29 protein-coding genes and 2 tRNA genes are annotated in these 26,137 nt (G+C 61.1%); 13 read left to right on the top strand and 18 right to left on the bottom strand.

Annotation, left to right across the window (positions count from 1 at the left end; genetic code table 11):
- The first annotated feature begins 74 nt into the window (after window positions 1–74).
- Window positions 75–2,117: an HAD-IIB family hydrolase gene (locus J7347_RS04430; RefSeq protein WP_067681626.1), complete on the top strand. Its 2,043-nt coding sequence runs from the start codon at window positions 75–77 to the stop codon at window positions 2,115–2,117.
- Complete coding sequence (locus tag J7347_RS04425; protein ID WP_209160971.1) at window positions 2,057–3,004, top strand: glycosyltransferase; 948 nt, start codon at window positions 2,057–2,059, stop codon at window positions 3,002–3,004. The genes J7347_RS04430 and J7347_RS04425 overlap by 61 nt, the downstream gene beginning before the upstream one ends.
- On the opposite strand, the gene J7347_RS04420 is transcribed toward J7347_RS04425, so the two are convergent.
- From J7347_RS04420 to gntA, 6 genes are read right to left on the bottom strand one after another with little or no spacing between them, the layout of a single operon-like run.
- Window positions 2,997–4,100: a glycosyltransferase gene (locus J7347_RS04420; protein WP_209160970.1), complete on the bottom strand. Its 1,104-nt coding sequence runs from the start codon at window positions 4,098–4,100 to the stop codon at window positions 2,997–2,999. The two genes, J7347_RS04425 and J7347_RS04420, sit on opposite strands and share 8 nt — an antisense overlap.
- A complete protein-coding gene (locus J7347_RS04415; protein WP_067681623.1) occupies window positions 4,097–4,342 on the bottom strand; it encodes a hypothetical protein in 246 nt (81 codons plus the stop codon). The genes J7347_RS04420 and J7347_RS04415 overlap by 4 nt, the downstream gene beginning before the upstream one ends.
- A 35-nt stretch (window positions 4,343–4,377) precedes the next feature.
- Window positions 4,378–4,869: a hypothetical protein gene (locus J7347_RS04410; protein ID WP_067681620.1), complete on the bottom strand. Its 492-nt coding sequence runs from the start codon at window positions 4,867–4,869 to the stop codon at window positions 4,378–4,380.
- Window positions 4,866–5,150: a hypothetical protein gene (locus J7347_RS04405; protein WP_067681617.1), complete on the bottom strand. Its 285-nt coding sequence runs from the start codon at window positions 5,148–5,150 to the stop codon at window positions 4,866–4,868. The genes J7347_RS04410 and J7347_RS04405 overlap by 4 nt, the downstream gene beginning before the upstream one ends.
- Before the next feature lies 1 nt (window position 5,151).
- Window positions 5,152–5,730, bottom strand: a complete 579-nt coding sequence (locus tag J7347_RS04400) for an urea carboxylase-associated family protein (RefSeq protein ID WP_209160969.1) — start codon at window positions 5,728–5,730, stop codon at window positions 5,152–5,154.
- The gene (gene gntA / locus J7347_RS04395; protein WP_209160968.1) at window positions 5,727–6,437 is read right to left on the bottom strand and encodes a guanitoxin biosynthesis heme-dependent pre-guanitoxin N-hydroxylase GntA; all 711 of its coding nucleotides are present in this window, start codon (window positions 6,435–6,437) and stop codon (window positions 5,727–5,729) included. The genes J7347_RS04400 and gntA overlap by 4 nt, the downstream gene beginning before the upstream one ends.
- Between gntA and J7347_RS04390 the strand changes: the two genes are divergently transcribed.
- From J7347_RS04390 to J7347_RS04365, 7 genes are all read left to right on the top strand, one after another.
- Window positions 6,436–7,242 carry a hypothetical protein gene (locus tag J7347_RS04390; protein ID WP_209160967.1) on the top strand — a complete coding sequence of 269 codons (807 nt, stop codon included), beginning with the start codon at window positions 6,436–6,438 and terminating at the stop codon, window positions 7,240–7,242. The two genes, gntA and J7347_RS04390, sit on opposite strands and share 2 nt — an antisense overlap.
- A gap of 270 nt (window positions 7,243–7,512) precedes the next feature.
- Window positions 7,513–7,929, top strand: a complete 417-nt coding sequence (locus tag J7347_RS04385) for a hypothetical protein (protein WP_209161247.1) — start codon at window positions 7,513–7,515, stop codon at window positions 7,927–7,929.
- A gap of 334 nt (window positions 7,930–8,263) precedes the next feature.
- Complete coding sequence (locus J7347_RS04380; RefSeq protein ID WP_209160966.1) at window positions 8,264–8,746, top strand: hypothetical protein; 483 nt, start codon at window positions 8,264–8,266, stop codon at window positions 8,744–8,746.
- 187 nt (window positions 8,747–8,933) lie between these two features.
- Window positions 8,934–9,443, top strand: coding sequence for a GNAT family N-acetyltransferase (locus tag J7347_RS04375; protein ID WP_209160965.1), 510 nt, complete (start codon window positions 8,934–8,936; stop codon window positions 9,441–9,443).
- Between the two features lie 242 nt (window positions 9,444–9,685).
- Window positions 9,686–9,937, top strand: coding sequence for an SOS response-associated peptidase family protein (locus J7347_RS13470; RefSeq protein ID WP_348521576.1), 252 nt, complete (start codon window positions 9,686–9,688; stop codon window positions 9,935–9,937).
- Between the two features lie 458 nt (window positions 9,938–10,395).
- Window positions 10,396–10,632 carry a hypothetical protein gene (locus tag J7347_RS04370; RefSeq protein ID WP_209160964.1) on the top strand — a complete coding sequence of 79 codons (237 nt, stop codon included), beginning with the start codon at window positions 10,396–10,398 and terminating at the stop codon, window positions 10,630–10,632.
- 177 nt (window positions 10,633–10,809) lie between these two features.
- Window positions 10,810–11,010 carry a hypothetical protein gene (locus tag J7347_RS04365; RefSeq protein ID WP_209160963.1) on the top strand — a complete coding sequence of 67 codons (201 nt, stop codon included), beginning with the start codon at window positions 10,810–10,812 and terminating at the stop codon, window positions 11,008–11,010.
- A 584-nt stretch (window positions 11,011–11,594) separates the two neighbouring features.
- Here J7347_RS04365 and J7347_RS04360 read toward each other — a convergent pair.
- Window positions 11,595–12,305 (bottom strand): IclR family transcriptional regulator, encoded by a 711-nt coding sequence (locus J7347_RS04360; protein WP_209160962.1) that lies wholly within the window; start codon window positions 12,303–12,305, stop codon window positions 11,595–11,597.
- 122 nt (window positions 12,306–12,427) lie between these two features.
- Between J7347_RS04360 and J7347_RS04355 the strand changes: the two genes are divergently transcribed.
- Both J7347_RS04355 and J7347_RS04350 read left to right on the top strand, forming a co-directional pair.
- A complete protein-coding gene (locus J7347_RS04355; protein WP_209160961.1) occupies window positions 12,428–13,261 on the top strand; it encodes an antibiotic biosynthesis monooxygenase in 834 nt (277 codons plus the stop codon).
- 19 nt (window positions 13,262–13,280) lie between these two features.
- Window positions 13,281–13,640 (top strand): EthD domain-containing protein, encoded by a 360-nt coding sequence (locus J7347_RS04350; protein WP_067682263.1) that lies wholly within the window; start codon window positions 13,281–13,283, stop codon window positions 13,638–13,640.
- A 56-nt stretch (window positions 13,641–13,696) separates the two neighbouring features.
- Here J7347_RS04350 and J7347_RS04345 read toward each other — a convergent pair whose 3' ends face one another.
- From J7347_RS04345 to recJ, 4 genes are all read right to left on the bottom strand, one after another.
- Window positions 13,697–14,695 (bottom strand): DUF6538 domain-containing protein, encoded by a 999-nt coding sequence (locus J7347_RS04345; protein ID WP_348521575.1) that lies wholly within the window; start codon window positions 14,693–14,695, stop codon window positions 13,697–13,699.
- 152 nt (window positions 14,696–14,847) lie between these two features.
- A tRNA-Glu gene (locus J7347_RS04340) sits at window positions 14,848–14,922 on the bottom strand.
- A gap of 77 nt (window positions 14,923–14,999) precedes the next feature.
- Window positions 15,000–15,074: transfer RNA gene (locus J7347_RS04335), tRNA-Glu, on the bottom strand.
- 101 nt (window positions 15,075–15,175) lie between these two features.
- Complete coding sequence (recJ, locus tag J7347_RS04330; RefSeq protein WP_209160959.1) at window positions 15,176–16,966, bottom strand: single-stranded-DNA-specific exonuclease RecJ; 1,791 nt, start codon at window positions 16,964–16,966, stop codon at window positions 15,176–15,178.
- Window positions 16,967–17,048: 82 nt separating this feature from the next.
- Here recJ and J7347_RS04325 point away from each other — a divergent pair, with 82 nt between their 5' ends.
- A complete protein-coding gene (locus J7347_RS04325; RefSeq protein WP_209160958.1) occupies window positions 17,049–17,534 on the top strand; it encodes an NAD(P)H-dependent oxidoreductase in 486 nt (161 codons plus the stop codon).
- Window positions 17,535–17,546: 12 nt separating this feature from the next.
- Here the strand turns inward: J7347_RS04325 and J7347_RS04320 are convergent, their stop codons facing one another.
- Together J7347_RS04320 and J7347_RS04315 are read right to left on the bottom strand one after the other, a co-directional pair.
- Complete coding sequence (locus tag J7347_RS04320) at window positions 17,547–18,515, bottom strand: nitronate monooxygenase family protein (RefSeq protein ID WP_209160957.1); 969 nt, start codon at window positions 18,513–18,515, stop codon at window positions 17,547–17,549.
- Between the two features lie 67 nt (window positions 18,516–18,582).
- Entirely contained in the window at window positions 18,583–19,662 is a 1,080-nt protein-coding gene (locus J7347_RS04315; RefSeq protein ID WP_209160956.1) for an amidohydrolase family protein, read from the bottom strand.
- A 131-nt stretch (window positions 19,663–19,793) separates the two neighbouring features.
- Between J7347_RS04315 and J7347_RS04310 the strand changes: the two genes are divergently transcribed.
- Window positions 19,794–21,635 (top strand): sensor domain-containing diguanylate cyclase, encoded by a 1,842-nt coding sequence (locus tag J7347_RS04310; RefSeq protein ID WP_209160955.1) that lies wholly within the window; start codon window positions 19,794–19,796, stop codon window positions 21,633–21,635.
- On the opposite strand, the gene leuA is transcribed toward J7347_RS04310, so the two are convergent.
- The 5 genes from leuA to J7347_RS04285 form a co-directional block, all read right to left on the bottom strand.
- On the bottom strand, window positions 21,632–23,317 hold the full coding sequence (leuA, locus tag J7347_RS04305; protein ID WP_067683419.1) for a 2-isopropylmalate synthase: 1,686 nt from the start codon (window positions 23,315–23,317) through the stop codon (window positions 21,632–21,634). The genes J7347_RS04310 and leuA overlap by 4 nt on opposite strands.
- A gap of 208 nt (window positions 23,318–23,525) precedes the next feature.
- Window positions 23,526–24,176 carry a YceI family protein gene (locus J7347_RS04300; RefSeq protein WP_209160954.1) on the bottom strand — a complete coding sequence of 217 codons (651 nt, stop codon included), beginning with the start codon at window positions 24,174–24,176 and terminating at the stop codon, window positions 23,526–23,528.
- A gap of 75 nt (window positions 24,177–24,251) precedes the next feature.
- Window positions 24,252–25,289: a ketol-acid reductoisomerase gene (gene ilvC / locus J7347_RS04295; protein ID WP_209160953.1), complete on the bottom strand. Its 1,038-nt coding sequence runs from the start codon at window positions 25,287–25,289 to the stop codon at window positions 24,252–24,254.
- Between the two features lie 14 nt (window positions 25,290–25,303).
- Window positions 25,304–25,831, bottom strand: a complete 528-nt coding sequence (gene ilvN, locus J7347_RS04290) for an acetolactate synthase small subunit (RefSeq protein ID WP_209160952.1) — start codon at window positions 25,829–25,831, stop codon at window positions 25,304–25,306.
- Window positions 25,828–26,130 (bottom strand): hypothetical protein, encoded by a 303-nt coding sequence (locus J7347_RS04285; protein WP_209160951.1) that lies wholly within the window; start codon window positions 26,128–26,130, stop codon window positions 25,828–25,830. Before J7347_RS04285 ends, ilvN begins: the two co-directional genes overlap by 4 nt.
- Between the last annotated feature and the right edge of the window lie 7 nt (window positions 26,131–26,137).

Raw genomic sequence — 26,137 nt, 5'->3', positions numbered from 1 at the left:
AACATTTATCACCTTGTTTGTCAGGAACTTGGAAAGGTTCTGCGCATCGGTACCCGCACACCGGGAGCCCGTCGATGTTTGTTTGCCATATTGCCCTGCAAGGCTGCCTGACTTTGTCGGACGTGCCATACGGCATCAACGCCGACACCGGTGGCCATATTACCTATCTGCTGGAACTGGCCTGCGCGAGTGCGCGTGACCCGGAAATCGAGCGGATCGACATCGTGACCCGCGGCTTCATGGATTCGAAGCTGGGGATGCGGTTCGAGGCCCAATGTGCCGAAGCCAGAGGGAAAATCAGCCTTGTCAGGCTCGATGACGGTGATCCGTCATATCTGCCGAAAGAAGCTTTGCACGAACGGCACGAAGAACTGTGCGCGGCCTTCCTCGAATATCTGCACGATCTCGATCGCCTGCCAGATATCATACATGCCCATTATGCGGATGCGGGCATTCTTGCTCGCCATGCGAAGGAGCAGCTTGGCATACCTTACATCTTTACGGGCCACTCGCTTGGCGCCGTAAAGGGCGACATAAATGGCAGCGTGGATGAAAGCCTGCGGACACGCATCGGTGTCGAGGAAAGATCGCTCGATATGGCCGATGCCGTCATCGCCAGCTCGCGCGACGAGGCGGAGGCGCAATACGCGCATTATGCTTCGATCGAAGCAGGGCGCATCCGCGTCATTCCGCCGGGCTGCGATCTCCATCGGTTCGAAAGCGCGCAGCCGAGCGAAAAGGTTCGTGCCGATCTGGCGCAATTCCTGCGCGACCCAGCCAAACCCATATTGCTCGCCATCGCCCGACCGGTCAGGAAGAAAAACCTTCTCGGGCTGGTGGAAGCCTATGCCACCGACACGGCCTTGCAGGACGCTGCAAATCTCGTGATCGTGGCTGGCTGCCGGTCGCTGCTTGGCGATCTGGAGACCGAATGCCGCGAGGTCATGCAGGAGCTGATAGAGGCGATCGATCGGTATGACCTTTACGGGAAGGTCGCCTATCCAAAAAACCACGATCCCGCAGACATTCCAGCTTATTACGCCGTAGCGCGCGAGAGTGGCGGGGTGTTCGTAAACCCGGCACTGAACGAACCGTTCGGCCTGACCCTGCTCGAAGCGGCAGCGTCCCGTCTGCCGGTGGTCGCTACGGACAGCGGCGGCCCTAACGATATCGTGGAACGCTGCAACAATGGTGAGCTGGTCTGTCCGCGCGATCCGCTGGCCATTGCCACCGCTTGCCGAAACATCGTCACCGACAGGCGCAAATGGGTCCGCTATGCGACGGCTGGCGGGCAAGCGATTGCCGCCTATGACTGGAGCGCGCATCGCGAACAGTATCACCGGTTGTTGAAGGAATTGACCGGACCGCTTCCCAAGGCCCCGAAATGGGACCGGATTCTGATTTGCGATATCGACAATACGTTGCTCGGCGATCATGCGGCATTGCATGAATTCCTGAGCTGGCAGGCCGAACATGCTGGCCAAATCGCTCTCGGCATTGCCACGGGCCGCAGTTTCCATAGCGCTCAGGCGATCCTGGCGGCAGAAGGTGTCCCGACACCGGATGTCATCATCAGCAGCGTCGGAACGCGCATCCACTGGTACGATCGCGACGAACGCCGGTTCGTGGAAGACGCCGACTGGCGACGCCGCGTGGAGAACGCTTGGGATGACAAACGCACAAGAGATGTTGCTGCGAGCCTGAAGCTTCGACCCCAGGCTCTGCTGGAACAGCATCAGGGCAAGGCAAGTTACTTCGTGGACGATCGCGATCCGGACGTCCTTCGTACCGCGCTGCGCGCAAGGGGCCTCAAAGTGGAGATCGTCGCCAGTCACGGGCGCTATCTTGACATCCTTGCCGAAGGCACGGGCAAAGGGCCGGCCGTTGGCCATGTGGCCGACAAGCTTTCGCTGACGCAGTCGCGCGTGGTGGTCGCAGGTGACAGCGGCAACGATCTGACGATGCTGCGCGCCTGTCCGTTTCCGATCGTGGTAGGAAATGCCAGCGACGGTTTGGCGCAGGATCCGTCTCTTTCCCACGCCTATCGGGCAGAGGGATGCTATGCGGCGGGTGTGCTGGAAGGTGTCAGGTATTTCCAGGCGCAAGGCAGTTGGTGACTTCCTACCGATCGGTGTCGGTGCTCACACTGGTGCGAGGTCGGCAGCAACACCTCGACCATCTGGTCGCGGGCTTGGAAACGCAGACCTTTCCGCCCGATGAGCTGGTGATCGCCTACATGCAGGACGATGCACCACAGATAGAGACAACGGGCATGTTCCCCGTCCGCTACGTACAGGTGCCAGGCGAACCCATGCCGCTTGCCGCGGCGCGAAATCGGGCGGCGGAGATGGCTGCAGGGGACGTGCTCGCCTTCCTCGATGTGGACTGCATTCCCGATCCGGATTTCGTTCGCCGCGCTGCCGAGGGGCATGCGTTCGACACAAATGGCGTTTTTCTTCCGGAGGTCCGCTACCTGCCCGGCACCGACACGGATTGGCTCGACCAGAAGACCGGCGCACCCGACTTCCAATTGCTCCTGAGCACTGGCGTCCGCCATCCGAGCAAACGACCGCTGGACGACGCATCCTTTCTGCCCATCACATATTTCGGAGAATTGTGGGGCCTCGCCTTCATCCTCTCGGCGAAAATCTGGCATGCGGCGGGCGGAATGGATGAAGATTACATCGGCTATGGCGCGGAAGAAACCGATCTCGGCCGGCGCTTGGAACGCAGTGGCGCGCGGATGTACTGGCTGGGCGGAACGATCTGCTTCCACCAGCACCACCATGTGCACAAGCCACCCTTGCAGCATTTCGAATCGATTATTCGCAATGCGCGCCTGTTCCGCAGCCGTTGGGGCGAATGGTGCATGCAATACTGGCTCGACGATTTCGAACGACGCGGTTTGGTGAAGCGTTCGGAAGAGAAGCTCGAGATCGTGCGACGTCCGACCGAATGCGAAGTTGCGGACACGCGGCAGGGTGCCGAAGTCTTGTTCAGCTGACCCCCCAAAGCCGCGTAGCCCGCTCTTCGAGCCAGTGTGCCGCCTTGCGCGCGGCGTCTTCGTCATGAAGCGTGGCGAGAATCGAGGTGTCGAGCGCATCGGTTTCGGCCAGCGCGCGCTGCCATTCGGGGATCGAGGCGGGCCAGGTTTCGCGATAGACGGCGGCACCCAGGCGTTGCAGCTCGCGCGCTTTTGCTTGCTGCTCGTCGAAGTAACGCCATTCGGGAATGCACAGGAACGGCTTGCCCGCCCGTGCGATCTCGTGAACCGTGTTGTCACCCGCCGACGCGATGACCCGGTCAGCAGCGCACAGATAATCGGTGAGATTGTCGATCCAGCCGAGTTCGCGCAGATTGCCGAAATCCGTTTCGTGCCCCTCGCGGTGAACGGGGCCGGCCACCAGCCACCGCGTATCGGGCTCTGCCCGCGCGGCTACGGTTGGGGGAGCGTAGGGCGTGCCCGAACCGCCGCCGCCGGCGATCACCAGCGTTACCTTCTCTTGCTCCGAAAGGCCCAATCGCGAACGGGCCTCGCTCTTTCCGCGCAGCGGTGCGCGCGTGGTGCAAAGACCGCCTGTATAGAACGTGCGATCGCGCAGGCGCTTGGGATAGCTATCCTGTTCGATCCGTTCGTCGAAGGGGGCGAGCATGGCAACGCACGCCTCGTATCCTGCGACATGGCCGATATCCTCGCGGTCGCCATGCATTCTGATAGTGACGGCGGGAACGCTCATGATTCGCGACAGAAGGGCGATTTCCGCCGACACGTCGATGACGAAAAGCGCCGGGTCCGCCTCGCGCAGTGTCTGGGCGATCGTCCCCATGTGCTGGCGCATCTCCTCAACGCCTAGCGGTACGCAATGCAGGGTCTCTGGCGTCGGTTGCTCGTGAAGGGCCGGACTGCGCGACGGCGCACCAATCATGTTAGGCAGCTCCACGATGGTCGCATCGTGAGGTCGCTCGTCGAACTGCGACGGCGCTGCCGTCATGATGATGACCGGTCGGTCTTCTGGGACGTGCTCCAGTATCGCCATGATGCGGTTCGCATGGCCGCGCCCTTGATGATGCGCGAAGAACGCCAGCGCGGGCTTAATCATTGCCTGTCCCCCGATTGCTCTTGCACGCCCACTTCCGCGCGGAGATCTTTCAACCGGCCAGCAGTCCAGTTCTCGGCGAGGCGGACCTTGGGATTGGGGGCGCACCAGATTTCGCCACCCGCATCGAGTGCGGTCACCCAGATCAGATTGTGCTCGATCCCATAGTCGATGACCGCGAAGGCCAGCCCCGGGCCGCGATCGGTGATGTGCACTGGAAGCGGGGGAGCGAGCTGCGTGAACATGTCAGAGGTTCTTTTCGGTTTGGAGATGATCACGTTTACACATCGTCGTGCGGTGTGAGCTTCGCGATCAGAGACCGCACGGTGCCGAACAGCATGGTGACCATGGCGACGAGCCCGGCGCTGAGCACCACCACGATCCAGTACAGGACGTTGTACAGCATGGGGAACCAGCGGCCCGGCACATCGTCGAATTCACCGATCGGCATCGTCATCAGCAACAGCATCACCACGGCTCCAGCCAGCAGAAGCGTCGCGAGCACGGCAATGCGGTAAATCTGGCGATACATCTGCGGATCGAATTCCGCGTCGGCGCGCCGGACCAGACCGAGCAGCGTCAGCATGAGCGCCAGCGTGGTAGAGGCGCTCCCCGCGATCGCGCTGCCGAGGTACAATGCAGGACTGGAGAGCGCCGAAATCATGTCCCGCGCTTCCACCGAGGAATAGATCGCGCCCGATGCGAAATGTCCTGCCAGTCCGACGGCAAGTATCAGTGCGGCGGCACCGGTGGTCAATGCGGTGTTCTTCATCCCGGCTCTCCCGCTTGCTTTCGATGATCGGGATCACGAGGCTTTTGCGGTCCAAGATAGCGGTAGACGCCCCATAGGTTGATCAACAGCAAAGCTATGTTCTGCCAACCGATCCCTTCGGCGTCTTCGCTGAGAAAGCCCCATGCCGTCAGCGCAAGCGAGGAAGTGACGAACAGCACGAAGGCCCACCCCGAAACCCGCGCGCTGACATTCGTCGCCACGACCAGCGCAGCGATGACCGCCGCGATCGCGCCGTACCATTCGAGCAAATCCAGCAACATTTCAGTCGCTCACATCGTAATCGATTGGCTTGAACGTGCCGCCGTTCGAGGCATAGGCCGCGCATGCCGTCAGCCCGATGACCAGATCCATCTCGGCCCGGAACCGGGTGAATGTTCCGCCTTGCGACTGCGGTGGATCGACGGATATCACCCCGTTTTCGGCGACTGGAACATTCATGAAGACATTGAAGGCTGTCGGAATGTCGTCGGGCGCAACCCCATATGGCTTAAGCGCTTCGGCCAAATTACCGAAGCAGCCGCGATGAACGGGCTTGTCGGGATAGAAATGCCGAAACGTGTCTTCGGAACACGGCGTCAGCAGGAAATCGTGCGCCAGCGCTGTATCTTCGAGGATGGTGAGCATGGGGTTCGACCGGTTCGACCACAGCCGCGCGCCGGTGGTCAGGATGATCCTCTCCTCGTAATCGAACGTTCGCCCGTTAGAGAGGATTTCGCGGGGATCCGCCCTTGATACGGTCAAGAGATCGCTGACCTGGCCACCTTCGGGATCGATAACGGTCAACACCTGCCCTTTGGACAGTTCGATCGCGGTGCCGGTGCGCGGTGCGATACGCTTCATGGCTCCATCCTCGGGTCCGAAAAGGGACACTGCCAGTCGTCGCCGACCACGCGCCCGCTATATTGCCGCGCTTCGCTCGCAGTGCCGTGGCGCGACAGCATCGGATTGATCGAGCCATCGAGCGCCTGGTCGCGCTTCAGGATGGTCTCGCGCATGCGTTCGTACCTTTGCGACGCGCGCAAAGCTTCGAACTGATCGTGCAGATTGAAGACGAGGGTGGGATGGGGCGTTCGCCGTGCGGAACGCGAGGCGTTGGGATGCATGCCGACCACGAAGTAGGCTTTCCCTCCGAAGCTCAGCGAGAAATGCGGGTTCGCCGGGTCGCTGCTGACATCTGGATCGTAAGCTTGCCCGCGCCATTCGTCCTTTGCGGCGAGCGAATTCAGCCGGTCCCACATCGCGCTTTCGAACGCCGCTTCGTCCAGTTCGTCGGGCCCGGAAAACACGACGGCGAGGCTGCGCAAGCCTTCGGGGTCGCACTCGTAATCCTCGCTCCACTCCAGCAGGGCCTCATGAATTTCGATGTCGTTCCAGGCACTGGTCAGCGATCGGGCTGGCAGGACCTTTAGCCGACCGGTCGCGAGGGCCGATTTCGCCCCGACACAGGGGAAGCCATCCTCCACGATATGCGAACGTAGGGCGTCGGCGAGCGAAGGATTTTCGCCCGCAAGATTCAAGCCTCGTTCCAGTTCGATCTGTTCCGTCATGAAGGAAGGACGATCGAACGCAGAAGGCGTTGCTACCATGCAACAACGATCAAGCGGAAAGCTGGGACGAAGCGCATTAGGCGCGCGCCAAGGAATTTCGGAGACGTTCTTGGCCCTTACACAATTCAGGCGCTTCCAGGTCTATGGTCAGCGCTGCAGCGGAACCAACGCGCTCATAAAGCTACTCGAGCGGAACCTTGAGGATCTCCGCTTCACCGAAGAATTCGGTTTCAAGCACTGGCTTGTGCCGGACGAGGTCGAAATTCCCGACGATGTCTTCGTCGTCGTTATCGCGCGACAAGCCGATCAATGGCTGCGCAGCCTGCATGCGACCCCGTGGCACGCGCATCCGGACTTGAAGACCCTTGCGTTCGGCGAGTTTATCCGGGCCGAATGGCGCACCGTCTGGGACGAAGATTTCTGGGGTATCGAAAGGGACGATCCCAAGTTCGGTAAGCCGATCGCAGAAGAACTTTGTCCTGTGAGCAACGCGCCGTTTCCCAATCCGGTCGCAATGCGCACGGCCAAATTGCGTAACTGGATCGACGTCGCATCACGATCCGCCGGACATGCTTTGGTGTCGCATGCCGAGCTCGTCTCCCGGCCGGATGCACTGGTAGGGCAAATTGCTGCCTCGACCCGGACCGAGGCGAAAGCGGGTTTCGTTCCGGTGATCACCTACAAGGGGCACAACGGCCAACTATTCGCACCGTCCTCATACCCGCCACTCGATGAGGCGGACGCGGCGTTCGTGGACCGTGTTCTCGACTACAAGGTCGAAAAGCGTTTCTTTTCAGGTATATGACGGTGAACGCAAGGAAGGCCGGCTCACGATTTTGCCCGCGAGCGATGCGCTTCCTAAAGACGATGCGCCGCCGTCGCCTGGCAATGTCGGCCACCGGCTTACCGCCTTGCGACGCCTGCGGCAGCTTTCGTGCGATGGCAGGCACGGCGATCTCGTCGTGGTGACGACGGGAGAGGCCGCCGCGCGCCGCTATCGGACGCGTTCGATGCGGAACCGCTTTACATCCGCGTAGGCAATCCGATCGGTCCCGACGACTTTCGCGAATAGGCGATCGCACTCGGCTATTGTCTGGAAGATCGCATCGACGAGCCGGGCGAGATACCCATTCGGGGCGAAGTCATCGATCTATTTCCTGCGGATGCCGGAGGCCCCGTGCGGCTCAACCTGGCGGACGGTCACATCGCAGCGATCCATCATTTCGATGCCGTCACCCAATTGCGCAGCGAAGAATGCGAAGCGATCGAGATAGGCCGCGCCGCAGAACCGGAAGGAGACGCTTCGGCCACACTGCTCGATTATATGGAGCCCGGCACTCTGTTGCTCTCTCCCCGAGGGGAAAAGCGGCGCAAGCGCTTCGCGCAGCTCGCCCGATCGATAATCGCAAGGCTAGCTGGTTCCGCCGCTAGCGACCTTAGCAAACGTCTGCTTTCGAGATCTGTAACTGATCTAGCGAACGACCGGGATTAGGGCGCTTTACGGACAGGCAGGAACTGGGCCGTTTGCTAACCCTCGCCTTTCGGCTGACGGAGCACCGCAAGCTGCCTTTCAGCTAACGACCCAATAGCGGACGTTGCGGTTCTTAGCTTATATCGGTTTCCGGACCGCCCCTCGACGGGAAAAGTAGAATGGTGCCGACCGATTTCATCAAATGCTCACATCTTGCTCATGCTTGCTAACGACCGCTGCTCAAAGGGTGGGGCAGCAAGCGAGGAGATGAGCGATGCAGGAGAGTTCAGCGCAGCGAGGGCACTGGAATAGCAAACCGTGGCGGCTCGCGGCGTGGTCGGCAGCGGCGGGAATAATGCTCCTGCCGATCGCGGTCCATCTCACGGATGGTCCCTTCGGGTGGAGCTTCGGCGACTTCGTCGGCATCGGGCTCACTCTTCTTTCCGGCGCTGCAATCTTCGATCTGGCTGCCCGAAGATCTCCCAACTTTGCCTATCTCGCAGGCGCGGGAGCGGCGCTCGCGGCAGGATTCGGATTGGTGGTGGTGAATGGCGCTGTCGGATTGGTCGGGTCCGAGGACGAGATACACAATGCCTATTTCTTCGCCGTTCCTGCGGCAGCGCTTCTGGGCAGTTTAATGGCCGCCGGTCGGCCCATGCCGATGGCCTTAGCGATGCTCGCAGCGGCAGTCACGCACATTGCCGTTAGCACAACCCTCCTGATCGACGCGAACGGCGTGTCCGATGGAAATCCGCAAATGGAGGTAATCGGTTTGAGTATCTTCGCCATGCTGTGGCTGGCTTCTGCGTGGCTCTTTCGGATTGCATCAAAGCAATAGGGCTCACTATGACTGCCGGACGTTTTGGGCAGCGGCTGGTTCGAGAGGAACGTCCGCTTCCCACCCCCAAGGCGACGCTGTCAACGAGCTAGCGCTGCGCCCAGCTGCGGACCGCCGGCTAACGACCTCATTGCCGACCTCAGCCGCCTCATGCGATCCCTTTGGTCGACGCGCGGGAGAAAATACAATGGATTATAATTTCATGGCCAGACCGCTGAGATCGGATGAGGCGGTCCACTACCGTGAGCTCCGTCTTCAAGCTTTGCACTTGCATCCGGGGTCTTTTGGCTCTTCGTTTGAAGAAGAAGCTCTGCTCAAAATCGATGCTTTTGCCGACCGGCTAGCGGACGGAAGAGTATTCGGCATATGGTTAGGTGCGAAACTTGTTGCCTGCGCAGGATTGGCGGTGCGGGAGAAGGCAAAGTTACGCCATAAGGGCCATTTGTGGGGTATGTTTGTCCGACCGGAAGTTAGGGGCCGTGGAATTGGCAACCATCTCTTGCAAGAGGTTCTCGCTCATTCACGAACCTGTTGTGAGGAAGTCTTACTAACAGTCATTGCGGACAACACGGCGGCATATCAACTCTATGCTACCGCTGGCTTCACGGAATACGGACGCGAGCCGCGCGCCATTAAAATCGGTCCGATGTATTTTGATGAACTCTTGATGCGCCTACCCCTTGAAGGTCTAACTTAGGTCCGCTTACCAACCCATTCCGGCCATTCGAAAGTCTATTGCTGATGCCTGAAAGTTGACACTCTCCCTGGCGCGGAACACGTAGATCAGCATGTGCAACCTTTACCGCATGACAAAGAACGCTGCCGAAGTCGCGGACTGGTTCAAGGTCACGAACGAGCTTGGCGGAGCAAACTTCTCCAGCGAGGTTTATCTCGCTATCCCGGTGCTGTCCCTGCGGAGGGCTCGGCTTGATTAATGGTATGGGGCTTCCCGCAAGTCCTGAAGAGCACACCGGCCAACCGCTTAAGCCGAAGCCAGTCAACAACACCCGCACAAACAAGCTGGATAGCTATATGTGGCGCCACAGCTTCGCTGAGCGGCGTTGCCTAATCCCCCTCACAGCATGGGCCGAGGCCGAAGGACCGAAGGGCGGTAAAACCCGCACTTGGCTTTCGCTGCCCGACGCCGATCCATTTGCGGTCGCGGGAATCTGTCGATCCAGTGACGAGTAAGGCGATTGCTATTCGATGGTATTGACCGATGCGGCACGGGTTCACGATCGAATGCCTGTATTGCTCGGGGTTTCGCACTTCAGCCAGTGGACCGACGGGACAACAGATGAGGCCTTCGGCTTATGCCACGCATTGACTGGCGAACTGGAACTAGAGCGAACATCGGATCGTTGGACGGGTTAGTTTTAAGGCAAAGCCGATGCCAAGGGCTGATCAAACCTATCGGGGTTATCGAATAGTTTACTTGAAAGACGATAGTCACGCATGGATGTGGGCTCCCGGTGAAGAGCTCGCGATGATCAATGTGCAACAGCGCGGGGAGGGTGAGACCTTCGATGACCTGCAACCCAAGGCGCACGTAGCTATCGACGCGGACATAGATCAGCGCGCTGCAAAATAGCAGCTTTCGAAGGACAACTCGGTCGCAAGCGGTTGAGCCCATACTATCCCCGGAACTGGTGACTTTTCTGGGCGAGGAATTTTGGTATATTGGCCCAATGGATGAGGAAAAGCGCGCCCTTCGCCATCAGTTAAAGAACGCAAAGCAGGAAATGCTAGCGTTAAAAGGCTTGGTGAAACGAGCAGCCGACCAAATTGACGATCTCGCAGAAGCTGACTGCACGGATGATGCTATTGAAAACGCTAAGGCCCAGGCAGAGCGGCTCAGGAAAGTCACCAGTTCTGATAGCGATTGATCCGTTCACTAGATAAGCTGAATAGCTTGCGCGCCGCCTATCAAAGATCAAATCGAAAAATCCTCAGCGACCGTGTAAGGTAGATTACGGCTGCATACTGGTAGGGCCGGTGCAAATGTTCGCTAGAGCGTGATGGCGTTCGCTCGAACATGAGAGCAGCCTCGCAAGGAGGAAGCTATGCCGACATACACTCTAGAACTTGAAGAAGATGGGCCAATTGAACCTAGGTCTATCGAGTTTGAAAGCGAGGATGGCCACGAAGCGTTCCGCATACTCTCGAGTAACGAGCATCTTCAGAAAGCAAAAATTTATCGAAACGAAAACCTAGTCGGCACGATAGTGAAAACTGCCGAGAATGGCTGGCTCTTGAACCCCTGAACCAGCGTTGAAAACGGGAGGCAATGCCCCCTCGTAAAAGAGGCCGTCGGCAGTCCGCAGCTTTCCAATAGGGGTTCGGTATGGTCGCACAGAGAAATGCGTGACACTTGGTTCGGGCCAACTTAAACGGCCTCACCCGGCATGCGAAGCCCACCTTCCGCGCTAATAGCGCCGTGCCGGGCGAAGGCGCAGCCGACCACTGCGACCCGGATCGGCTGCGCCTTCATCTCATCTAGCTTCAAAGTGTCAGCGGTGTATCGTCATCGTGTTCGCGAGTTAGCCCTGTCCTACAAGAGCAATGTGCATTCTAATGTAGGAACGTCCGATTCCCACCGCCAAGGCGGTCATTCAGGAGCCGCTCGGCCATTCCGAAACGCGGATATCGCCGAAGCACGCGGCTACGATTGCTTCCAGGTTAGCCTAGCGAAAGTCGGAATGACCGAAATTGGGGCGCGTAGCGGAAGGACCGGACCTGGGCCGGCAAGAGACTGTCCGGTAATGGCGCTGCGAAGCACTGAAGCGGACGTTCGGATCATGCAGGCTGGATTTCGATGCCGACATCGAGTTTGCGCAAGTTGATCTGCTCATTCCGCAGGAAGCGACGACACCGCAATATCCGCAATTGCATTAGCAATCCTGACTAGCCGGTCTTGTGGTAGCCGCTGCTTCGCACCGTTCAGACATAATCCGGCAACCGGCTCGCCGCGCACGCGCAGGGGGATCGCGACGCAGTTGAGGCCTGATTGGTATAGCCCCTGCTCAATGGCGAAGCCGCGTTGGCGCACCGCTTGAAGCTCTTCGCTCAAATCCGCTGCCTCGTCCGTCGCGGCCAATGATCGCGCGACGCCGGGCATGAACGCAGCGAGCACGAGGCCGATCGCCGAGCCGGACAGCGGCTCGCGGCAGCTCAAGCGGCTGTAAGTGGCGGGATTGTTCGGTAATTCGATCCCGTCGAGATAATAGAGTTCGTCGCCGCTTGGCACAATCAGATAGGTCGATTCATTAAAACGCTGGGCCGTCTCCTCAATCAGCGGCCTAAAGCGCCGCCTTAGTGCATCGTCGTCGCCCGCGATCCGGGCGAGATTGAGAATGCGGCCACCAAGTCGGTATTCCGATCCTGTTGCGGGACGACGGACGTAACCCAGCGCGACCAGCGTCGCGAGGATGTTGTGCGCGGTGGACGACTGCACCCCGGCGGCTCTGGCGATTGCGCCAAGCGGGGCGGCTCCCTGTTCCCGTGCGAGAAATTCCAGCATCCGCATCGCGCGCTCGACCGACTGGATCGGCTTGCTCATTCCGCTCTCCATTCAACCATGCTGAACTTATGCGTTTTGTGTTCGTCGATGGCCAGAACAACGGAACACCTGCGCGCCAAACTCCATTGCCAGTGCAGATGAACAGCAAAGGAAACCAGCCAATGCCCCAAATCCTCATGGCGCAATGCACGGCCTTGCCGGGCCGCGAAGATGCGCTCGCTCGCCACATCGCGGAACTTGCCGCAGCTGTTCGCCAAGAAGCGGGAAATGAAGGGTTCGAAGTGTTCCAGAGGCCCGAAGTCGAGCGCGGCTGGACTATGATCGAGCGCTACCGAAACCGCGATGCTTTCGAGACGCATCTGGAGCAGTCGCACACCAAGGCGTTCAACGAAGCCTTGGAAAGCCTGGTCGAAGGTGGCGCGTCCGACGTGACTGAGCTTGCACCGGCCTGTCAGGCGGACGACGCCGCACCCGGCATTCGCGGCATCGATCACGTCGGCGTGACCGTGCCCGATATGGATGCGGCATCGGACTTTCTCACCCGCGCTTTCGGCGCACGCACGCTCTACGATGTTCTACCCGCCGATGCGGACCCGATGGCGGGTGACGAGGTGGAGCATCAGCTCGGCATTCCCGAAGGCGCGCGGATCGAGCATATGCGGCTGGTGCGTATCGGCGCGTCCGCGAATATCGAGATGTTCCGCATCGCCAATACCGATCAGGCCGATGCTGCGGGACTGGTCGATTTCGGGTTGCAGCACATTGCCATTTACGTCGAAAACATGAAGGCCGCTGCCGACCGACTAGTGCGGGCGGGCGGAACCCTTCTTTCGGACCCGCATCCGTTAGCCGGCGTTGAAGCGGGCGAGCGCAATTCCGGCGTCTATGCCCGTGCGCCATGGGGTATGCTGATCGAGCTGATCTCTACTCCGGACGGGATAGACTACCCCGCCGATTGCCCGATGCCGCGCTGGAAACCCCAACACAACAGCTGACTTTCAAGGAGACCGGCTAATGATCAAGATGACCATGTTCCTGAAGCGCAAGGCTGGTATGAGCCACGACGACTTCGTGAAGCACCATATCGAGGTGCACGGCCCCCAATTCCGCTCCATCCCGGAGGCACAGACCCATTGCCTGCGCTATATCCAAACCCATCCCGTGGAGCTGAAAACCGATGTGGCGCAAAATGCCGATTTCGATGGGACCGCAGAGCTGTGGTTCGATAGCGAAGCCGGGATGGAAGAGGTTCTGACGTCCGAGACTTACAACAACGTCGTCTTCCCAGACGAGAAGACTTTTCTCGATCACGACAACACCCTAATCCTCATCGGCGAACAGGTCGAGATCATCGGCGATTTTCGCGAGGGATGATCGTCGACCGGAAGGCATAGGCTCAATTTGGGCCATGTGCGAGCCGTCCGGTTTCATTAATCTTGGGCGGAAGGTCGTCGTTCAGCTGAGTGCCGATGTGCCGGCCTTCCGCGTTTTCTATTAGGTATTTTAAGCGTTTTCGCTTTTGAGAACGATGTCAGCGATGCAGCGATGATGTGCGCGATACAAGGGTCGCCGAAAAGGTTAATGTAGCGTTCGACCGAACGTGTCGCCTCGGTAATACCAGAACGGCCCGGTCGACGTTGTTCCTTCCAGTAGTGCAATGCTTCGCTAAGCGTTTTGCGCCATATGCTGGATGCAATTATTGGTGAATCGTCGCGAATAGGCGTGGCGTTCTTCGGACCATTTGAGGGAATCGTGATTGGAGATTTAGTGGCATTGTCTGCGCCCGGGAACGCGAGCGAGGCATTTGCCGACCAGTTTGAAAATGTGTGATTACAAAGGCGCTCCAGGAATGTCTTGGCGAGGCTATCGAAATGCTCGAGCCGGTTGAGCCGAAACCTACTATCAACTGACGACAAATAGCTCAGTGCGGACCAAACGGGATCGAACATCTCGTTCTGGAGAAGCCATCCCGCAAGCTCTCGGTGAATCAAACCGTCCGCACGCCCGGTTCCTTCGATCAGATCGCGACGCGCCGAAAACTCGCTACGCGCAGTATCGCTCGCAAAAGCCTTGATGGGATCGAAAGCAGGGGAGGGTTCGCGAACTAGCTTGTCGCCATAAGTCTGGAGTTGGGGCTCCTCTGGACGAGACCAACTGTCCACTACACTCGTAGCTAGCACACTGAGACAGGTGGCGTAGGCTTCGTCTTTGGAGCCGCAATTCGAGGCCATTTGCGATAAAGCGCCATCCATTGCGGCAATCGCGATTTTCACTTCATTCCGAACGATACCTGCTCGGGTTTCACGAATCTCAGCATAGCATTTGGCAGCACGTTTGGCACGCATCTCATCCGCGATTGCACGATCCGTGGTTCGGAGCGATTCGACCCAAGCAGTCTTGCCAATGACATGCCGGACGTCCGCTGGCATAGCCATACGGAATTGCTCGTATCGCGATTTCGATCATTTTACCGAATGCGGCATTCGACGTCCCATTTGTAGCACCCTTTTGTAGCACCGGGCGCCTACCGAGACATTGATTTTCCGAGAAATCCCGAATTTTCGGGATAAAACGCCACCGATGGTGACCCCTACGGGAATCGAACCCGTGTTTCAGCCGTGAAAGGGCCGCGTCCTAACCGCTAGACGAAGGGGCCTTGCCGGGTGCGCCAATGAAATTTGGGCGCGCCGATGGATAACGGTGCGCGGATCGCAAACGCAAAAACGCCACCGATGGTGACCCCTACGGGAATCGAACCCGTGTTTCAGCCGTGAAAGGGCCGCGTCCTAACCGCTAGACGAAGGGGCCAGTCCCGTTTCCGGGTCGGTGGCGTGGCCGGGCGTCTAATCGGCTCGTCCGGGCTCGTCAAGCCTTGGATCGCGGCAAATTTTCAGGCGTCCGCAGAGCGCTCAATCGGCCCATGCGGCGTCTTCCAGATGCAGTTCGGCAGAGGCGCGCTGGGCCCAATCGTCGATCTTGGCGCGGCCCGCCAGCCACAGCCTGCGTCCGCGTGTGCCATGCAGCAAGGTCTGGCCCAATTCGCTGTCCGCCATCCGAAATCCGATGGCCTTGAAGCTGCGCCCGTCGTCTCCTGCGGCGACGATGCGGACATGGCCGGTGCCCACCACGTCGCATTTGACCAGCCGCACCGGGCCGACTGCGAGCCGGGGGCCGGGCCAGCCCATGCCGAACGGCCCCGCGCCTTCGAGCGTCTCGACGAGATCGGGCACCAGTCCGCCCGGCGACACGGCGAGGTCGAGCACGGTGGATTGTCCGGCGCTGGCCCGCGCGACATCTTTCGCCAGCCGCTCGTCGAGCCAGTCGGAAAAGGCGTCGAGCCGGTCCGCCTCGATCGTCAGGCCTGCCGCCATGGCATGGCCGCCCCCTGCGACCAGCAGACCGCTTTCGCGCGCCGCGATGATCGCTGCGCCGAGGTCCACGCCCGCGATGGAGCGGCCCGATCCCTTGCCCTGACCGGTCTCCTCGTCGATCGCGATGACGAGAGCGGGCTTGCCGGTCTTTTCCTTGATCCGCCCAGCGACGATCCCGATCACGCCGGGATGCCAGCCGCGCGCCGCCACGAGAGTGACGGCGCGGTTGTGCTGCGCGGCGAGCTGTTCTTCCGCCCCTTCCTGCACGGCGGCCTCGATCGCCCGGCGTTCGTCATTGAGCTGGGAGAGTTGCGCCGCGATGGCCTGCGCTTCTTCCGGGTCCTGCGTCGTCAGCAGGCGCACGCCCAGCGTCGATTCGCCCACGCGCCCTCCGGCGTTGATCCGGGGGCCGAGCGCGAAGCCCAGATCGCTGCACGCGGGCGCGCGCTTCAGGCGGCTCGCATCGATCAGCGCCGCCATGCCCGTGTTCGCGCGGCGCGCCATCACCTTGAGGCCCTGCGCCACGAAAGCGCGGTTCAGCCCGTGCAGCGCGGCAACGTCCGCCACCGTGCCGAGCGCCACGAGGTCGAGCAGCCCCATCAGATCGGGCTCGCTCCGGCTTTCGAAAAAACCGCGCCTGCGCAGCGTGCGAACGAGCGCGATGCCGAGCAGGAACGCCACGCCGACGGCGGCGAGATGGCCATGCCCGGCGGCAAGATCGCTTTCATCGAGGCGGTTCGGATTGACCAGCGCCAGCGCGCGCGGAAGCTCAGCTGCGCATTTGTGGTGATCGACCACGATAACGTCCACGCCGGCATCGTGAGCCTGCTGCAAGGCATCGAACGCCATCGCCCCGCAATCGACCGTGACGACGAGGCTGCTGCCCTGTTCGCCGAGTTTCACCAGCGCCTCGCCCGAGGGGCCGTAGCCTTCGAGCAGGCGGTCCGGGATATAGTAATCCGCTTCCACGCCAAGATCGCGCAACAAGCGGATCAGCAGTGCCGCGCTCGTCGCGCCGTCGACATCGTAATCGCCATAGACGGTGATCCGCTCCCCGCTCAGCACCGCCTGAGCGAGGCGATCGGCGGCGGTGTCCATATCGTTGAATTCGGACGGGTCGGGCAGAAAATCGCGCAAGGTGGGCGTACGATTGCGCGCAAGATCGGCTTCCGCCACGCCGCGCGCCAGCAGGAGCTGGGTGACGATGTCGTGCGCCACGGTCGCGGTGCCGCCGCGCGACAAGTCCATGTTTCCGCCCCGCCAGCGCCATTTCTTGCCGGAAAGCGATCGCTCGATACCGAGCACGGAGGGGGCAGTGTCTGTGGGCATGGTGCGGATTTTAGGCGCCTTGGGGGGAACCGCAAGGGAGTGCGGATTGACAATCGACAGGGGTCAGCGATGCTGGGCCTCAATGTCGCACGCGCCTCTCCTCATTGCCTGGCACAGTCGGACCGGCGCCAGCCGCGCCATGGCCGAAGCCGCGCGCGATGGAGCGGGCGAGGCGGCGCTATGCCTGTCCGCCGAACAGGTCGAGCCGGATCACCTGCTGGCCGCCCAAGGCTATCTGTTCGTCTGTCCGGAGAATCTCGCGGCGATGAGCGGGATGATGAAGGACATGTTCGATCGCTGCTATTATCCCGTTCTCGGTAGGTTGGAGGGGCGCGCTTATGCGACGATCATCGCCGCGGGATCGGACGGGGAGGGCGCGCAGCGACAACTCGACCGGATCGCCAAGGGCTGGCGCCTGAAGCGGGTGGCCGATCCGATGATCGTCAATTTCGAGGCGCAGACGCCCGAGCGTATTCTGGCGGACAAGACCGTCCCCGACGAAACGCTGGCAGAGTGCCGGGCGCTGGGCGAAGGCTTGGCGGAAGGCTTGTCGGCCGGGATCTTCTGACCGGAGTTCGCCCTAACCGATATTCGCCATCAGCGATGCCTTCGCTTCGTCGTATTCGGTGGCCAATCGCTCGACCATGTCCGCGACCGGGCCGACCGACTTGACTGTCCCGATCCCCTGGCCCGAACCCCAGATATCCTTCCAGGCCTTGGCTTTGGTGTTGCCGCCGCTGCCGAAATTCATCTTGCTGGGATCGCTCGTCGGCAGATCGTCGGGATCCATGCCCGCAGCTTCTATGCTGGAGCGCAGATAATTGCCGTGCACGCCGGTGAAGAGGTTGGTGTAGACGATGCCCGCCGCGTCCCCATCCACGATGCCTTGCTTGTAGCCCGCATCTGCATTCGCCTCGTCGGTCGCGATCCAGGGCGATCCGATATAGGCGAAGTTCGCCCCCAGCGCCTGCGCCGCCAGGATCGAGCGGCCATGTCCGATCGAGCCGGACAGAGCGACCAATCCATCGAACCAGGCCCGGATTTCCTGCATTAGCGCGAAGGGGCTGAGCGTGCCCGCGTGGCCGCCCGCACCGGCGGCGACCGGGATAAGACCATCCGCACCTTTTTCGATTGCCTTGCGCGCGAAGCGGTCGGTGATGACGTCGTGCATGGTGATCCCGCCCCAGCCGCGCACCGCGTCGAAAATCTCCTCGCGCGCCCCCAGAGAGGTGATCACCAAAGGCACCTGCCATTTGGCGCAGGTCGCCATGTCGGCCTCGATCCGGTCGTTCGAACGGTGGACGATCTGATTGACGGCAAAAGGCGCGGCGGGCCGATCGGGATTGTCGCGATTATGCGCGGACAGTTCCTCGGTGATTTGGTGCAACCACTCGTCGAGCTGCGCCTGAGGACGGGCGTTCAGCGCCGGGAAGCTGCCGACGATTCCCGCCTTGCACTGCGCGATGACCAGTTCCGGTCCGGAAACGATGAACAGCGGCGAGCCGATCACCGGCAGACGCAGCCGGTCGAAGGGGGCGGGCAGGGGCATGAGCGATCTCCTCTCGCGAATTTTCCGACCGGGTTATGGTGCGCCGCCCCGCTTGTCGAGACTGCCGTTACGGAAGGTCGGGCAACTCGGGGAGAGTATGCGCGATGTCGTAGGTGCGCGCGGCGTTGGTGCAGAAAAGGGCGCGCTTCTCCTGCGCCGATGCACCGGAGGCGAGGCGTTTGAACGCGTTCCACAGCACCGGATAGCTCGCGCCCCAGCGATCGACCGGGTAATTGCTCTCGAACATGGCTCGCTCGGTGCCGAAGGCTTCGATGCAGGTTTCGATATAGGGTCGCCATAGATCGGCGAGCTCTTCCGATCCGCAGCCTTTGGCAGGTCCTTCCTCCGGCATGCCGCAGAACGACATGGCGAGCCCGCCGAGTTTTACAGAGACATTGGGGCATTCGGCAATCGCGCGGATGCTGGCTCGCCAGCGTTCGAACGTCTCGGGCAGGGTTCTGGCGTACTTCCCCATGCCCAGCGGCGTGCCGCAATGGTCGAGCACGATCGCCTGATCCGGAAAGGCACGGGCGAGCGCGAGGACATCGCCGAGCTGGGGTTCCAGCACCCAGGCATCGAAGGTCAGGCCGAATTGGGAATAAGCAGCCATACCGGCGCGAAAGGCATCGGAGCCATAAAGCCCCTCGGGCGCGTGGAAGGGAGGCCCGAGCACTTCCGGGTCGGCATCCCAGGCGCCTGCATGCCGGATGCCCTTGAAGCGTCCGTTTCCGGCGGCAATCAGCGCCTCGATCACCGGCGTGACCGCATCGCCCAGCGTGAGGTCCGCATGGCCCACGATCCCGGCACAGGGACGATATTCGCCATAAAGCCCGCTAGCACCCTGCGCCGCGACGCCGTTCACATACTCGACCTCGCCGACGGGCTTCATCGCCTGCTCGCGATCGACGGCATAATAGGCGCCGCATTCCATGAAGACGGTCGCCAGCACGCGGTGCGAGGGTGCGTCCGGCGATGCGGCGCCGATATCCGCTCGCAACGCATCGAAATCGTAATATGCCGCCCCTGCAATCGCTTCAAGAAACGGATGCCTGGGGGTGGGAAAGGCCGGAAGCAGCGGCCGCAAGTCCCACAGATGGTGATGAGGATCGACGATCGGCAAGTCGGGCTCGAGTATCGTTTCGGTCATGGTCCAGTCTCTCCCTTGTCGATCGATGTTTGTAACACCTGAAATTAATTTGATGCCTCTACGTATTTTGCCGATTATGGCTTATTTCAGAATTTCGCGGTAGGGGCGCGGGCGTAGGCGGGGGTAATTACATGAGACGGGATGTTCGAAGTATTCTCGGCTACGCCGCCGCGTTCTTCGCGGCGACGGCGGCTGCGATCTTCTGGACCCGTTACAGTGGCGGTCTGGCGTTGTTCTGGCCCGGTACTGCGATCGCTGCCACCCTTTTCCTGAGTCTGCCCTATCGTTTATGGGCGATGCCCGCCGTAATCGTGCTTGTTCTCAGCACCATCGCGACCGCAGTCTTCGGGTTCGGCCCAGGCCCGGCTATCCCGCTCGCCTTCGTGAATATCGGCGAAGCTGCCCTCACAGCGTTTCTCCTTCGCAAAGTTCGGCCGCAGGGCGATTATATAACCAGCGGGTCGGGTTTCTCCGCGCTGATCGCGTTTGCAGGGCTCGCCGCGCCGATAGCGATGTCTCTGCCCGGCGGCTTCATCGCCTGGCACGCCGTGGGAGGCACGTGGCTCTCTCACGCAGGTGCATGGATTGTCGGCCATGGCCTGGGCGCTATGCTAGTGATGCCGCTAGTCCTCTTGCTCGCTGCGGATACCAAGACCGACGGCACCACGGATAAATCCTTCAGCCCCTTTACTAAGAGAAGCGCGGAATTCGTCGCCGTCATGGCACTGATAGCGGCGATCTCCGCGGCCACGATTTTCCAGACCAGTTATCCGCTCTTGTTTCTTCCGATCGTTCCGGTGGTGCTGGCAAGCTATCGCTTCGGCCGGATGGGGGCTGCTGTCGGCGTGCTAGTCGTGACCGTGGCCGCCGCAATTTCGCTGGCGATCGATGTCGGCCATTTCGCAGCTCTCAACCTGACGATTGCCGGCAAGGCGCTGTTCCTGCAATTCTATCTTGCGGTCCTGTTGCTGATCGCTCTGCCGCTCGCGATCGCGCTCGATCAGCGCGAGCGGCTGGTCAACGATATCGTGCAGCGCGAAGCGCTCCAGCGGCTGATTTCCGATCATTCGGACGATGCGCTGCTGCACCTCGATCGCAACGGCTTGATCCGCTTCGCGTCTCCCGCTTCCAAGGAATTGAGCGGGCTCGACGATCTCGACGGGAAACCGATCAGCGCGTTTTTCGGCGCCTTCGATCGGGAGGTGATCGACGAAGCGCTCTCCGACGCACGTACGGCGCCTGGCACCACGCGCATTATTGAACGATCAGTGACGCGCGGCCACGCAACCTTGTGGCTGGAGGCGAAGATTCGTTCGGTCTATTCCGCAGGAGCGGTCGGCTCTTTCGTGGTCACGATCCGCGATGTGACTGCTCGCAAGCTCGACGAATTGCAGGCCACGCGCGAAGCGCGCACCGACGCGCTTACCGGCCTGCCGAACCGCCGCGCCTTTCTCGATGTGTTGGAAGACCAATTGGCTCACGCGCACGAAGCTCCTTTTGCACTGGCTCTCATCGATCTCGATCATTTCAAGCGCGTCAACGATACCTACGGCCACGACACCGGCGATGTCGTACTCAAGAAGATCGCGGGACTGATGCGCGAACATACGACCCGCCGGTGCTTCTTTGCGCGGCTGGGCGGGGAAGAATTCGGCATGATCGTCATGCGCGATGCCGTGGAAGACGCGCCCGAAATCTGCGAACATCTCCGCCAGGCAATCGCCGACAAGCGCATCGCCGATCAGGATGGGCGCGCCTTCAGCGTGACGGCGAGCATCGGCGTTGCGCGGATTGCCGAAACTTGCAGCCCGTCCATGGCGATGAATTCGGCGGACGGGCCACTTTATGCTGCCAAGGCAGCCGGACGAAACATGGTCCGGCTCGCGCAGCGCGAAGGGCATTGGACGAATACCGATAGCACAGCTTCGCTCACCCGGCCCGAGCGGCAGGAACTCGGCGTGGCGGCACGCTAAACCGCCAGCGACACCGCGCTGTTTGCAGCGCTCAGAACGGCGCGCACGCCTGCCGTGGCGACATCTTCGTCGATCCCGCAACCCCACAAGGTCAGTCCATCCGGCGTGCGGCATTCAAGATAAGCCGCAGCCCTGCTGTCGCGCCCGGTCGTCAGCGCATGCTCGACATAATCGACGATTTCCAGTTGCAGGCCGAACGCATCTTCCAGCGTGCTCAGGACGCTCGAAATCAGGCCGTTGCCGCGACCGCTCACGCTCTGGCGCTCCCCTTCCACTTCGATCGTGCCGCTGAATAGGCGGGTGCCATCGGTGGCACGCCGTTCCTCGTAATCGACGAGCTGGAAGTGCTTGTTCGCGGTCTTCACGTGATACGCTTCGCGGAAGGCCTGCCAGATATCGCCAGCGTTCAATTCGCGCCCGAGGCCATCGGCCATGCGCTGGACATGGGGGCTGAAATCGGCCTGCATTTTCTTGGGCAGTTTTAGGCCCTGATCCTGTTCCAGCACCCAGGCGAAGCCGCCCTTGCCGCTCTGCGAATTGACGCGGATGACCGCTTCGTAGCTGCGGCCCAGATCGGCGGGGTCAATCGGGAGGTAGGGCACGCGCCAGCGCTCGTCGTTCTGGCCTGCGCGGGCGCCGAAGCCTTTCTTGATGGCGTCCTGATGGCTGCCCGAAAACGCGGTATACACCAGCTCGCCGCCATAGGGATGGCGCGCGTGGACCGGCAATTCGTTGCAATATTCGACCGTGCGGATCACCCTGTCGATGTCCGAGAAATCGAGCGCGGGATCGACGCCCTGCGTGTACATGTTGAGCGCCATCGTGACGAGGCAGCAATTGCCCGTCCGCTCGCCGTTTCCGAACAGACAGCCCTCGACCCGGTCGGCTCCGGCCATCAGCGCCAGTTCGGCTGCCGCGACGCCGGTTCCGCGATCGTTATGGGTGTGCAGCGAAATGACCGCACTGTCGCGATTGGGCAGGTTGCGGATGAAATATTCGACCTGATCGGCGTAGATATTGGGTGTCGCCGCCTCCACTGTGGCGGGCAGGTTCAGGATGATCGGATGCTTGGGTGTGGGGGCGAGCACGTCCATCACTGCCTCGCAGACCTCCAGGCTGAAATCCAGTTCGGCGGTCGAAAACGTTTCGGGACTGTACTGAAAATGCCAGTCCGTATCGGGCCGCGCGCCCGCTTCGTCGCGCATGACTTTTGCGCCTGCGACAGCGATGTCGCGCACCTGATCGCGGCTCATGCCGAAGACGATTTCACGCCAGGCCGGACTGACAGCGTTGTAGAGATGGACGATCGCCGCGCGCGCACCGTCGAGGCTGGCAAAGCTGGTGCGGATCAGATCGGCGCGACTCTGCGTGAGGACCTGGACGATCACATCGTCGGGAATGCGACCCGACTGCACCAGCCCTGCAATGAAGTCGAACTCGGTCGCACCGGCACTGGGAAAGCCGACCTCGATTTCCTTAACGCCTATCTCGACCAGCAGATCGAAGAAACGATTCTTCTTATGCGCGTCCATCGGATCGACGATGGCCTGATTGCCGTCGCGAAGGTCGGTGGAAAGCCAGCGGGGCGGGGTGGTGATGGTGCGCGTCGGCCACTGGCGGTCGGGCAGGTCGATCTGGGGGAAGGGCGCGTATTTCGCGCTGGGATCGCGGAGCATGGGCATCGGATTACTCGGTCTGTCGAAAGGAACGCGGTGTCGGAAACCCTTGGGCGATCCGCGCGCCTATCGGGCACGCCGGGTCACGCCCAAGGGCGCATAAGTCGTAGATCGAGCAGAAGCGAAGCCATGGAGCCTGCATCGCGCATCGATGCGCGCGATGCAAGCCCAAGAGATCGAAAACTGTTAGATAATTGCCGGGTCAGCGCCGGTATCATTGCTTTTCGAATGCAGCGGTGATTTCCAGCGTCACGTCGTCGCCCACCATCGGCAGCGCGTAATCGATCCCGAAATCGGAGCGCTGGATTGTCGTGCGCCCTTCGAAGCCGATCGTGGCCCGCTCGTTCATCGGATTGGTCCCGGCACCGGTGAAGCGGACATAGAGATCGACCGGGCGCGTGACGCCGTTCATGGTCAGATAGCCGCTGACATCGGCGGTAACGCCGCCCGGCCCCACTTCGACCGATCGCGACACGAAGCGGGCCGGTTCCGGCTCGGGGCCGAAGAAATCGGGTTCCGCGCCGTCCTTGCCCGGTCGCAGCAAATGGTCGCGCAAGCCTTCGCTCACCACTGCAACGCTCGTGACTGGTACGGTGACATCGACCATCGCCTCCGACGGATTGGCCGGATCGATGGTAAGCGTGCCTTCGACATCGCCGAACAGGCCGAAATAATCGTTGAAGCCGAAATGATTGACGCTCCACGCCACCAGGCTGTGAGAACCGTCGGCGACATAAGTGCCGCCCGCAACGCGCGAGACATCGACCACGCCGGGCTTCGACGGCGGCGAGGATTGCGCTTCGAGCGCGGCGACGCCGCCGACACCGAGAGCGAGGGCGGATATGGCGAGAGCGATAGGCTTCATAACAAACTCCTGAATTCGAAAAATTCGGCGTGGACGGAACCTAGCGCGAACCGGTCCCGTCCTCAAATCCCCCGCTCAGTTCTTTTCCTTGTCCACCAGCTTGTTGGCGCCGATCCAGGGCATCATGGCGCGCAATTGGGCACCGGTCTTCTCGATCGGGTGGGCGGCGGCAGCCTTGCGGCTTGCTTTCAGTTCGGGCTGGCCCGCCTGATTGTCGAGTACGAAGTCCTTCACGAAGCGGCCGGACTGGATGTCCTTCAGCACGCGCTTCATTTCCGCCTTCGTTTCGTCGGTGATGATGCGCGGGCCGGTCTTGATATCGCCGTATTCGGCGGTGTTTGAGATCGAATAGCGCATATTCGCGATGCCGCCTTCGTACAGGAGGTCGACGATCAGCTTGGTTTCGTGGAGACATTCGAAATAGGCCATTTCGGGCGCATATCCGGCTTCCACCAGCGTTTCGAACCCGGCCTGGATCAGGTGGGTTACCCCGCCGCACAGCACCGCCTGTTCGCCGAAGAGGTCGGTCTCGCACTCTTCCTTGAAATCGGTCTCGATAATGCCCGAGCGTCCGCCGCCGACCGCGCTCGCATAGGAGAGGGCCAGCTGCTTGGCGAAGCCGTTGCCGCCGTCTCCCTCGCTGCTTTCCTGGTGAACGGCGATCAGGCACGGCACGCCGCCGCCTTTCAGATATTCGCTGCGCACGGTGTGGCCGGGGCCCTTGGGCGCGATCATGATGACGTCCACATTGGCGGGCGGATCGATCAAGCCGAAATGGATGTTGAGGCCATGTGCGAAGGCGAGCGCAGTGCCGGGGCGCATCTTGCCCGCGACCTCGTTCGCATAGATCGCCGCCTGGTGCTCGTCCGGGGCCAGGATCATCAGCACGTCGGCCCATTCGGCCGCTTCCGAGACAGTCTTGACCGTGAAGCCCGCATCTTCGGCCTTCCTGACCGTGGCCGATCCTTCGCGAAGCGCGATCACGACTTCGCCGACGCCGCTGTCGCGCAGGTTCTGGGCATGGGCGTGGCCCTGGCTGCCATAGCCGACGATCGCGACCTTGCGGTCCTTGATCAGCTGCTGGTCGCAATCGGAATCGTAATAGATCTGCATGGTATCCCTTTTTCTCAGATTTTGTCCGCGCCGCGCATCATGCCGACGATGCCCGAACGCCCGACTTCGACGAGGCCGAGTTCGCGCATCAGGGCGATGAAGCTGGCGACCTTGTCCGGCGATCCGGTCAATTCGAAGACGAAGCTGGCCGTGGTGGTGTCGACGACATTCGCGCGAAACAGTTCGGCGATCCGCAAGGCCTCGACGCGCATTTCGCCTTTGCCGACGACCTTGATCAGCGCCAACTCGCGTTCGACATGCGGGCCTTCCTCGGTGAGGTCGATCACCTTGTGAACAGGCACCAGCCGTTCGAGCTGGGCGCGGATCTGATCGATCACCTGCGGCGGGCCGCCGGTGACGATCGTGATCCGGCTGATCGCGTGATCTTCCGAGATGTCGGCCACGGTCAGGCTGTCGATGTTATAGCCGCGCGCCGTGAACAGCCCCGCGATCTTGGCGAGGATGCCCGCTTCGTTGTCGACCACGACTGTGAGGACGTGGCGTTCGTAACTCTTGGCATGGTTTTGGGCAGGATCGCTCATGCGGCGGTTCCTTCCCAGACGGGTTCGAACATGCGGCCCTCGCCATCGTAATCGCGCAGGAAATCGCGACCGCGGCGGACCGCTTCGAAATTGTCGGTCTGGCGGCTGAGGTCGAGATTATCGGCCAGTAGCGTCCAGGTTTCGTCGTCGCCCTTTTCCGCCAGCTCGATGCCGAGGAAGCGCTGGCCGCTATCCTCGATCCAGTCGAGCAGACGTTCCGCATCGCGGCGACCGAACCATACGCGGCGTTCGGCGCGTGCTTCGAATTGCGGAGGAATTTTCGCGTGCATGCCCATCATTCGTCCT

The sequence above is a fragment of the Erythrobacter sp. A6_0 genome, from assembly GCF_017744235.1.
GTDB lineage: Bacteria > Pseudomonadota > Alphaproteobacteria > Sphingomonadales > Sphingomonadaceae > Qipengyuania.
This window is presented reverse-complemented; position numbering and strand designations above follow the sequence as displayed.

Excerpts from the sequence above, each read along its gene's own strand:
- J7347_RS04430 (WP_067681626.1), top strand. The coding sequence starts at position 75 with ATGTTTGTTTGCCATATTGCCCTGCAAGGCTGCCTGACTTTGTCGGAC.
- J7347_RS04425 (WP_209160971.1), top strand. The coding sequence starts at position 2,057 with ATGCTATGCGGCGGGTGTGCTGGAAGGTGTCAGGTATTTCCAGGCGCA.
- J7347_RS04420 (WP_209160970.1), bottom strand. The coding sequence starts at position 4,100 with ATGATTAAGCCCGCGCTGGCGTTCTTCGCGCATCATCAAGGGCGCGGC.
- J7347_RS04415 (WP_067681623.1), bottom strand. The coding sequence starts at position 4,342 with ATGTTCACGCAGCTCGCTCCCCCGCTTCCAGTGCACATCACCGATCGC.
- J7347_RS04410 (WP_067681620.1), bottom strand. The coding sequence starts at position 4,869 with ATGAAGAACACCGCATTGACCACCGGTGCCGCCGCACTGATACTTGCC.
- J7347_RS04405 (WP_067681617.1), bottom strand. The coding sequence starts at position 5,150 with ATGTTGCTGGATTTGCTCGAATGGTACGGCGCGATCGCGGCGGTCATC.
- J7347_RS04400 (WP_209160969.1), bottom strand. The coding sequence starts at position 5,730 with ATGAAGCGTATCGCACCGCGCACCGGCACCGCGATCGAACTGTCCAAA.
- J7347_RS04390 (WP_209160967.1), top strand. The coding sequence starts at position 6,436 with ATGAAGGAAGGACGATCGAACGCAGAAGGCGTTGCTACCATGCAACAA.
- gntA (WP_209160968.1), bottom strand. The coding sequence starts at position 6,437 with ATGACGGAACAGATCGAACTGGAACGAGGCTTGAATCTTGCGGGCGAA.
- J7347_RS04380 (WP_209160966.1), top strand. The coding sequence starts at position 8,264 with ATGCTCCTGCCGATCGCGGTCCATCTCACGGATGGTCCCTTCGGGTGG.
- J7347_RS04375 (WP_209160965.1), top strand. The coding sequence starts at position 8,934 with ATGGATTATAATTTCATGGCCAGACCGCTGAGATCGGATGAGGCGGTC.
- J7347_RS13470 (WP_348521576.1), top strand. The coding sequence starts at position 9,686 with ATGGGGCTTCCCGCAAGTCCTGAAGAGCACACCGGCCAACCGCTTAAG.
- J7347_RS04365 (WP_209160963.1), top strand. The coding sequence starts at position 10,810 with ATGCCGACATACACTCTAGAACTTGAAGAAGATGGGCCAATTGAACCT.
- J7347_RS04360 (WP_209160962.1), bottom strand. The coding sequence starts at position 12,305 with ATGAGCAAGCCGATCCAGTCGGTCGAGCGCGCGATGCGGATGCTGGAA.
- J7347_RS04355 (WP_209160961.1), top strand. The coding sequence starts at position 12,428 with ATGCCCCAAATCCTCATGGCGCAATGCACGGCCTTGCCGGGCCGCGAA.
- J7347_RS04350 (WP_067682263.1), top strand. The coding sequence starts at position 13,281 with ATGATCAAGATGACCATGTTCCTGAAGCGCAAGGCTGGTATGAGCCAC.
- J7347_RS04345 (WP_348521575.1), bottom strand. The coding sequence starts at position 14,695 with ATGCCAGCGGACGTCCGGCATGTCATTGGCAAGACTGCTTGGGTCGAA.
- recJ (WP_209160959.1), bottom strand. The coding sequence starts at position 16,966 with ATGCCCACAGACACTGCCCCCTCCGTGCTCGGTATCGAGCGATCGCTT.
- J7347_RS04325 (WP_209160958.1), top strand. The coding sequence starts at position 17,049 with ATGTCGCACGCGCCTCTCCTCATTGCCTGGCACAGTCGGACCGGCGCC.
- J7347_RS04320 (WP_209160957.1), bottom strand. The coding sequence starts at position 18,515 with ATGCCCCTGCCCGCCCCCTTCGACCGGCTGCGTCTGCCGGTGATCGGC.
- J7347_RS04315 (WP_209160956.1), bottom strand. The coding sequence starts at position 19,662 with ATGACCGAAACGATACTCGAGCCCGACTTGCCGATCGTCGATCCTCAT.
- J7347_RS04310 (WP_209160955.1), top strand. The coding sequence starts at position 19,794 with ATGAGACGGGATGTTCGAAGTATTCTCGGCTACGCCGCCGCGTTCTTC.
- leuA (WP_067683419.1), bottom strand. The coding sequence starts at position 23,317 with ATGCCCATGCTCCGCGATCCCAGCGCGAAATACGCGCCCTTCCCCCAG.
- J7347_RS04300 (WP_209160954.1), bottom strand. The coding sequence starts at position 24,176 with ATGAAGCCTATCGCTCTCGCCATATCCGCCCTCGCTCTCGGTGTCGGC.
- ilvC (WP_209160953.1), bottom strand. The coding sequence starts at position 25,289 with ATGCAGATCTATTACGATTCCGATTGCGACCAGCAGCTGATCAAGGAC.
- ilvN (WP_209160952.1), bottom strand. The coding sequence starts at position 25,831 with ATGAGCGATCCTGCCCAAAACCATGCCAAGAGTTACGAACGCCACGTC.
- J7347_RS04285 (WP_209160951.1), bottom strand. The coding sequence starts at position 26,130 with ATGATGGGCATGCACGCGAAAATTCCTCCGCAATTCGAAGCACGCGCC.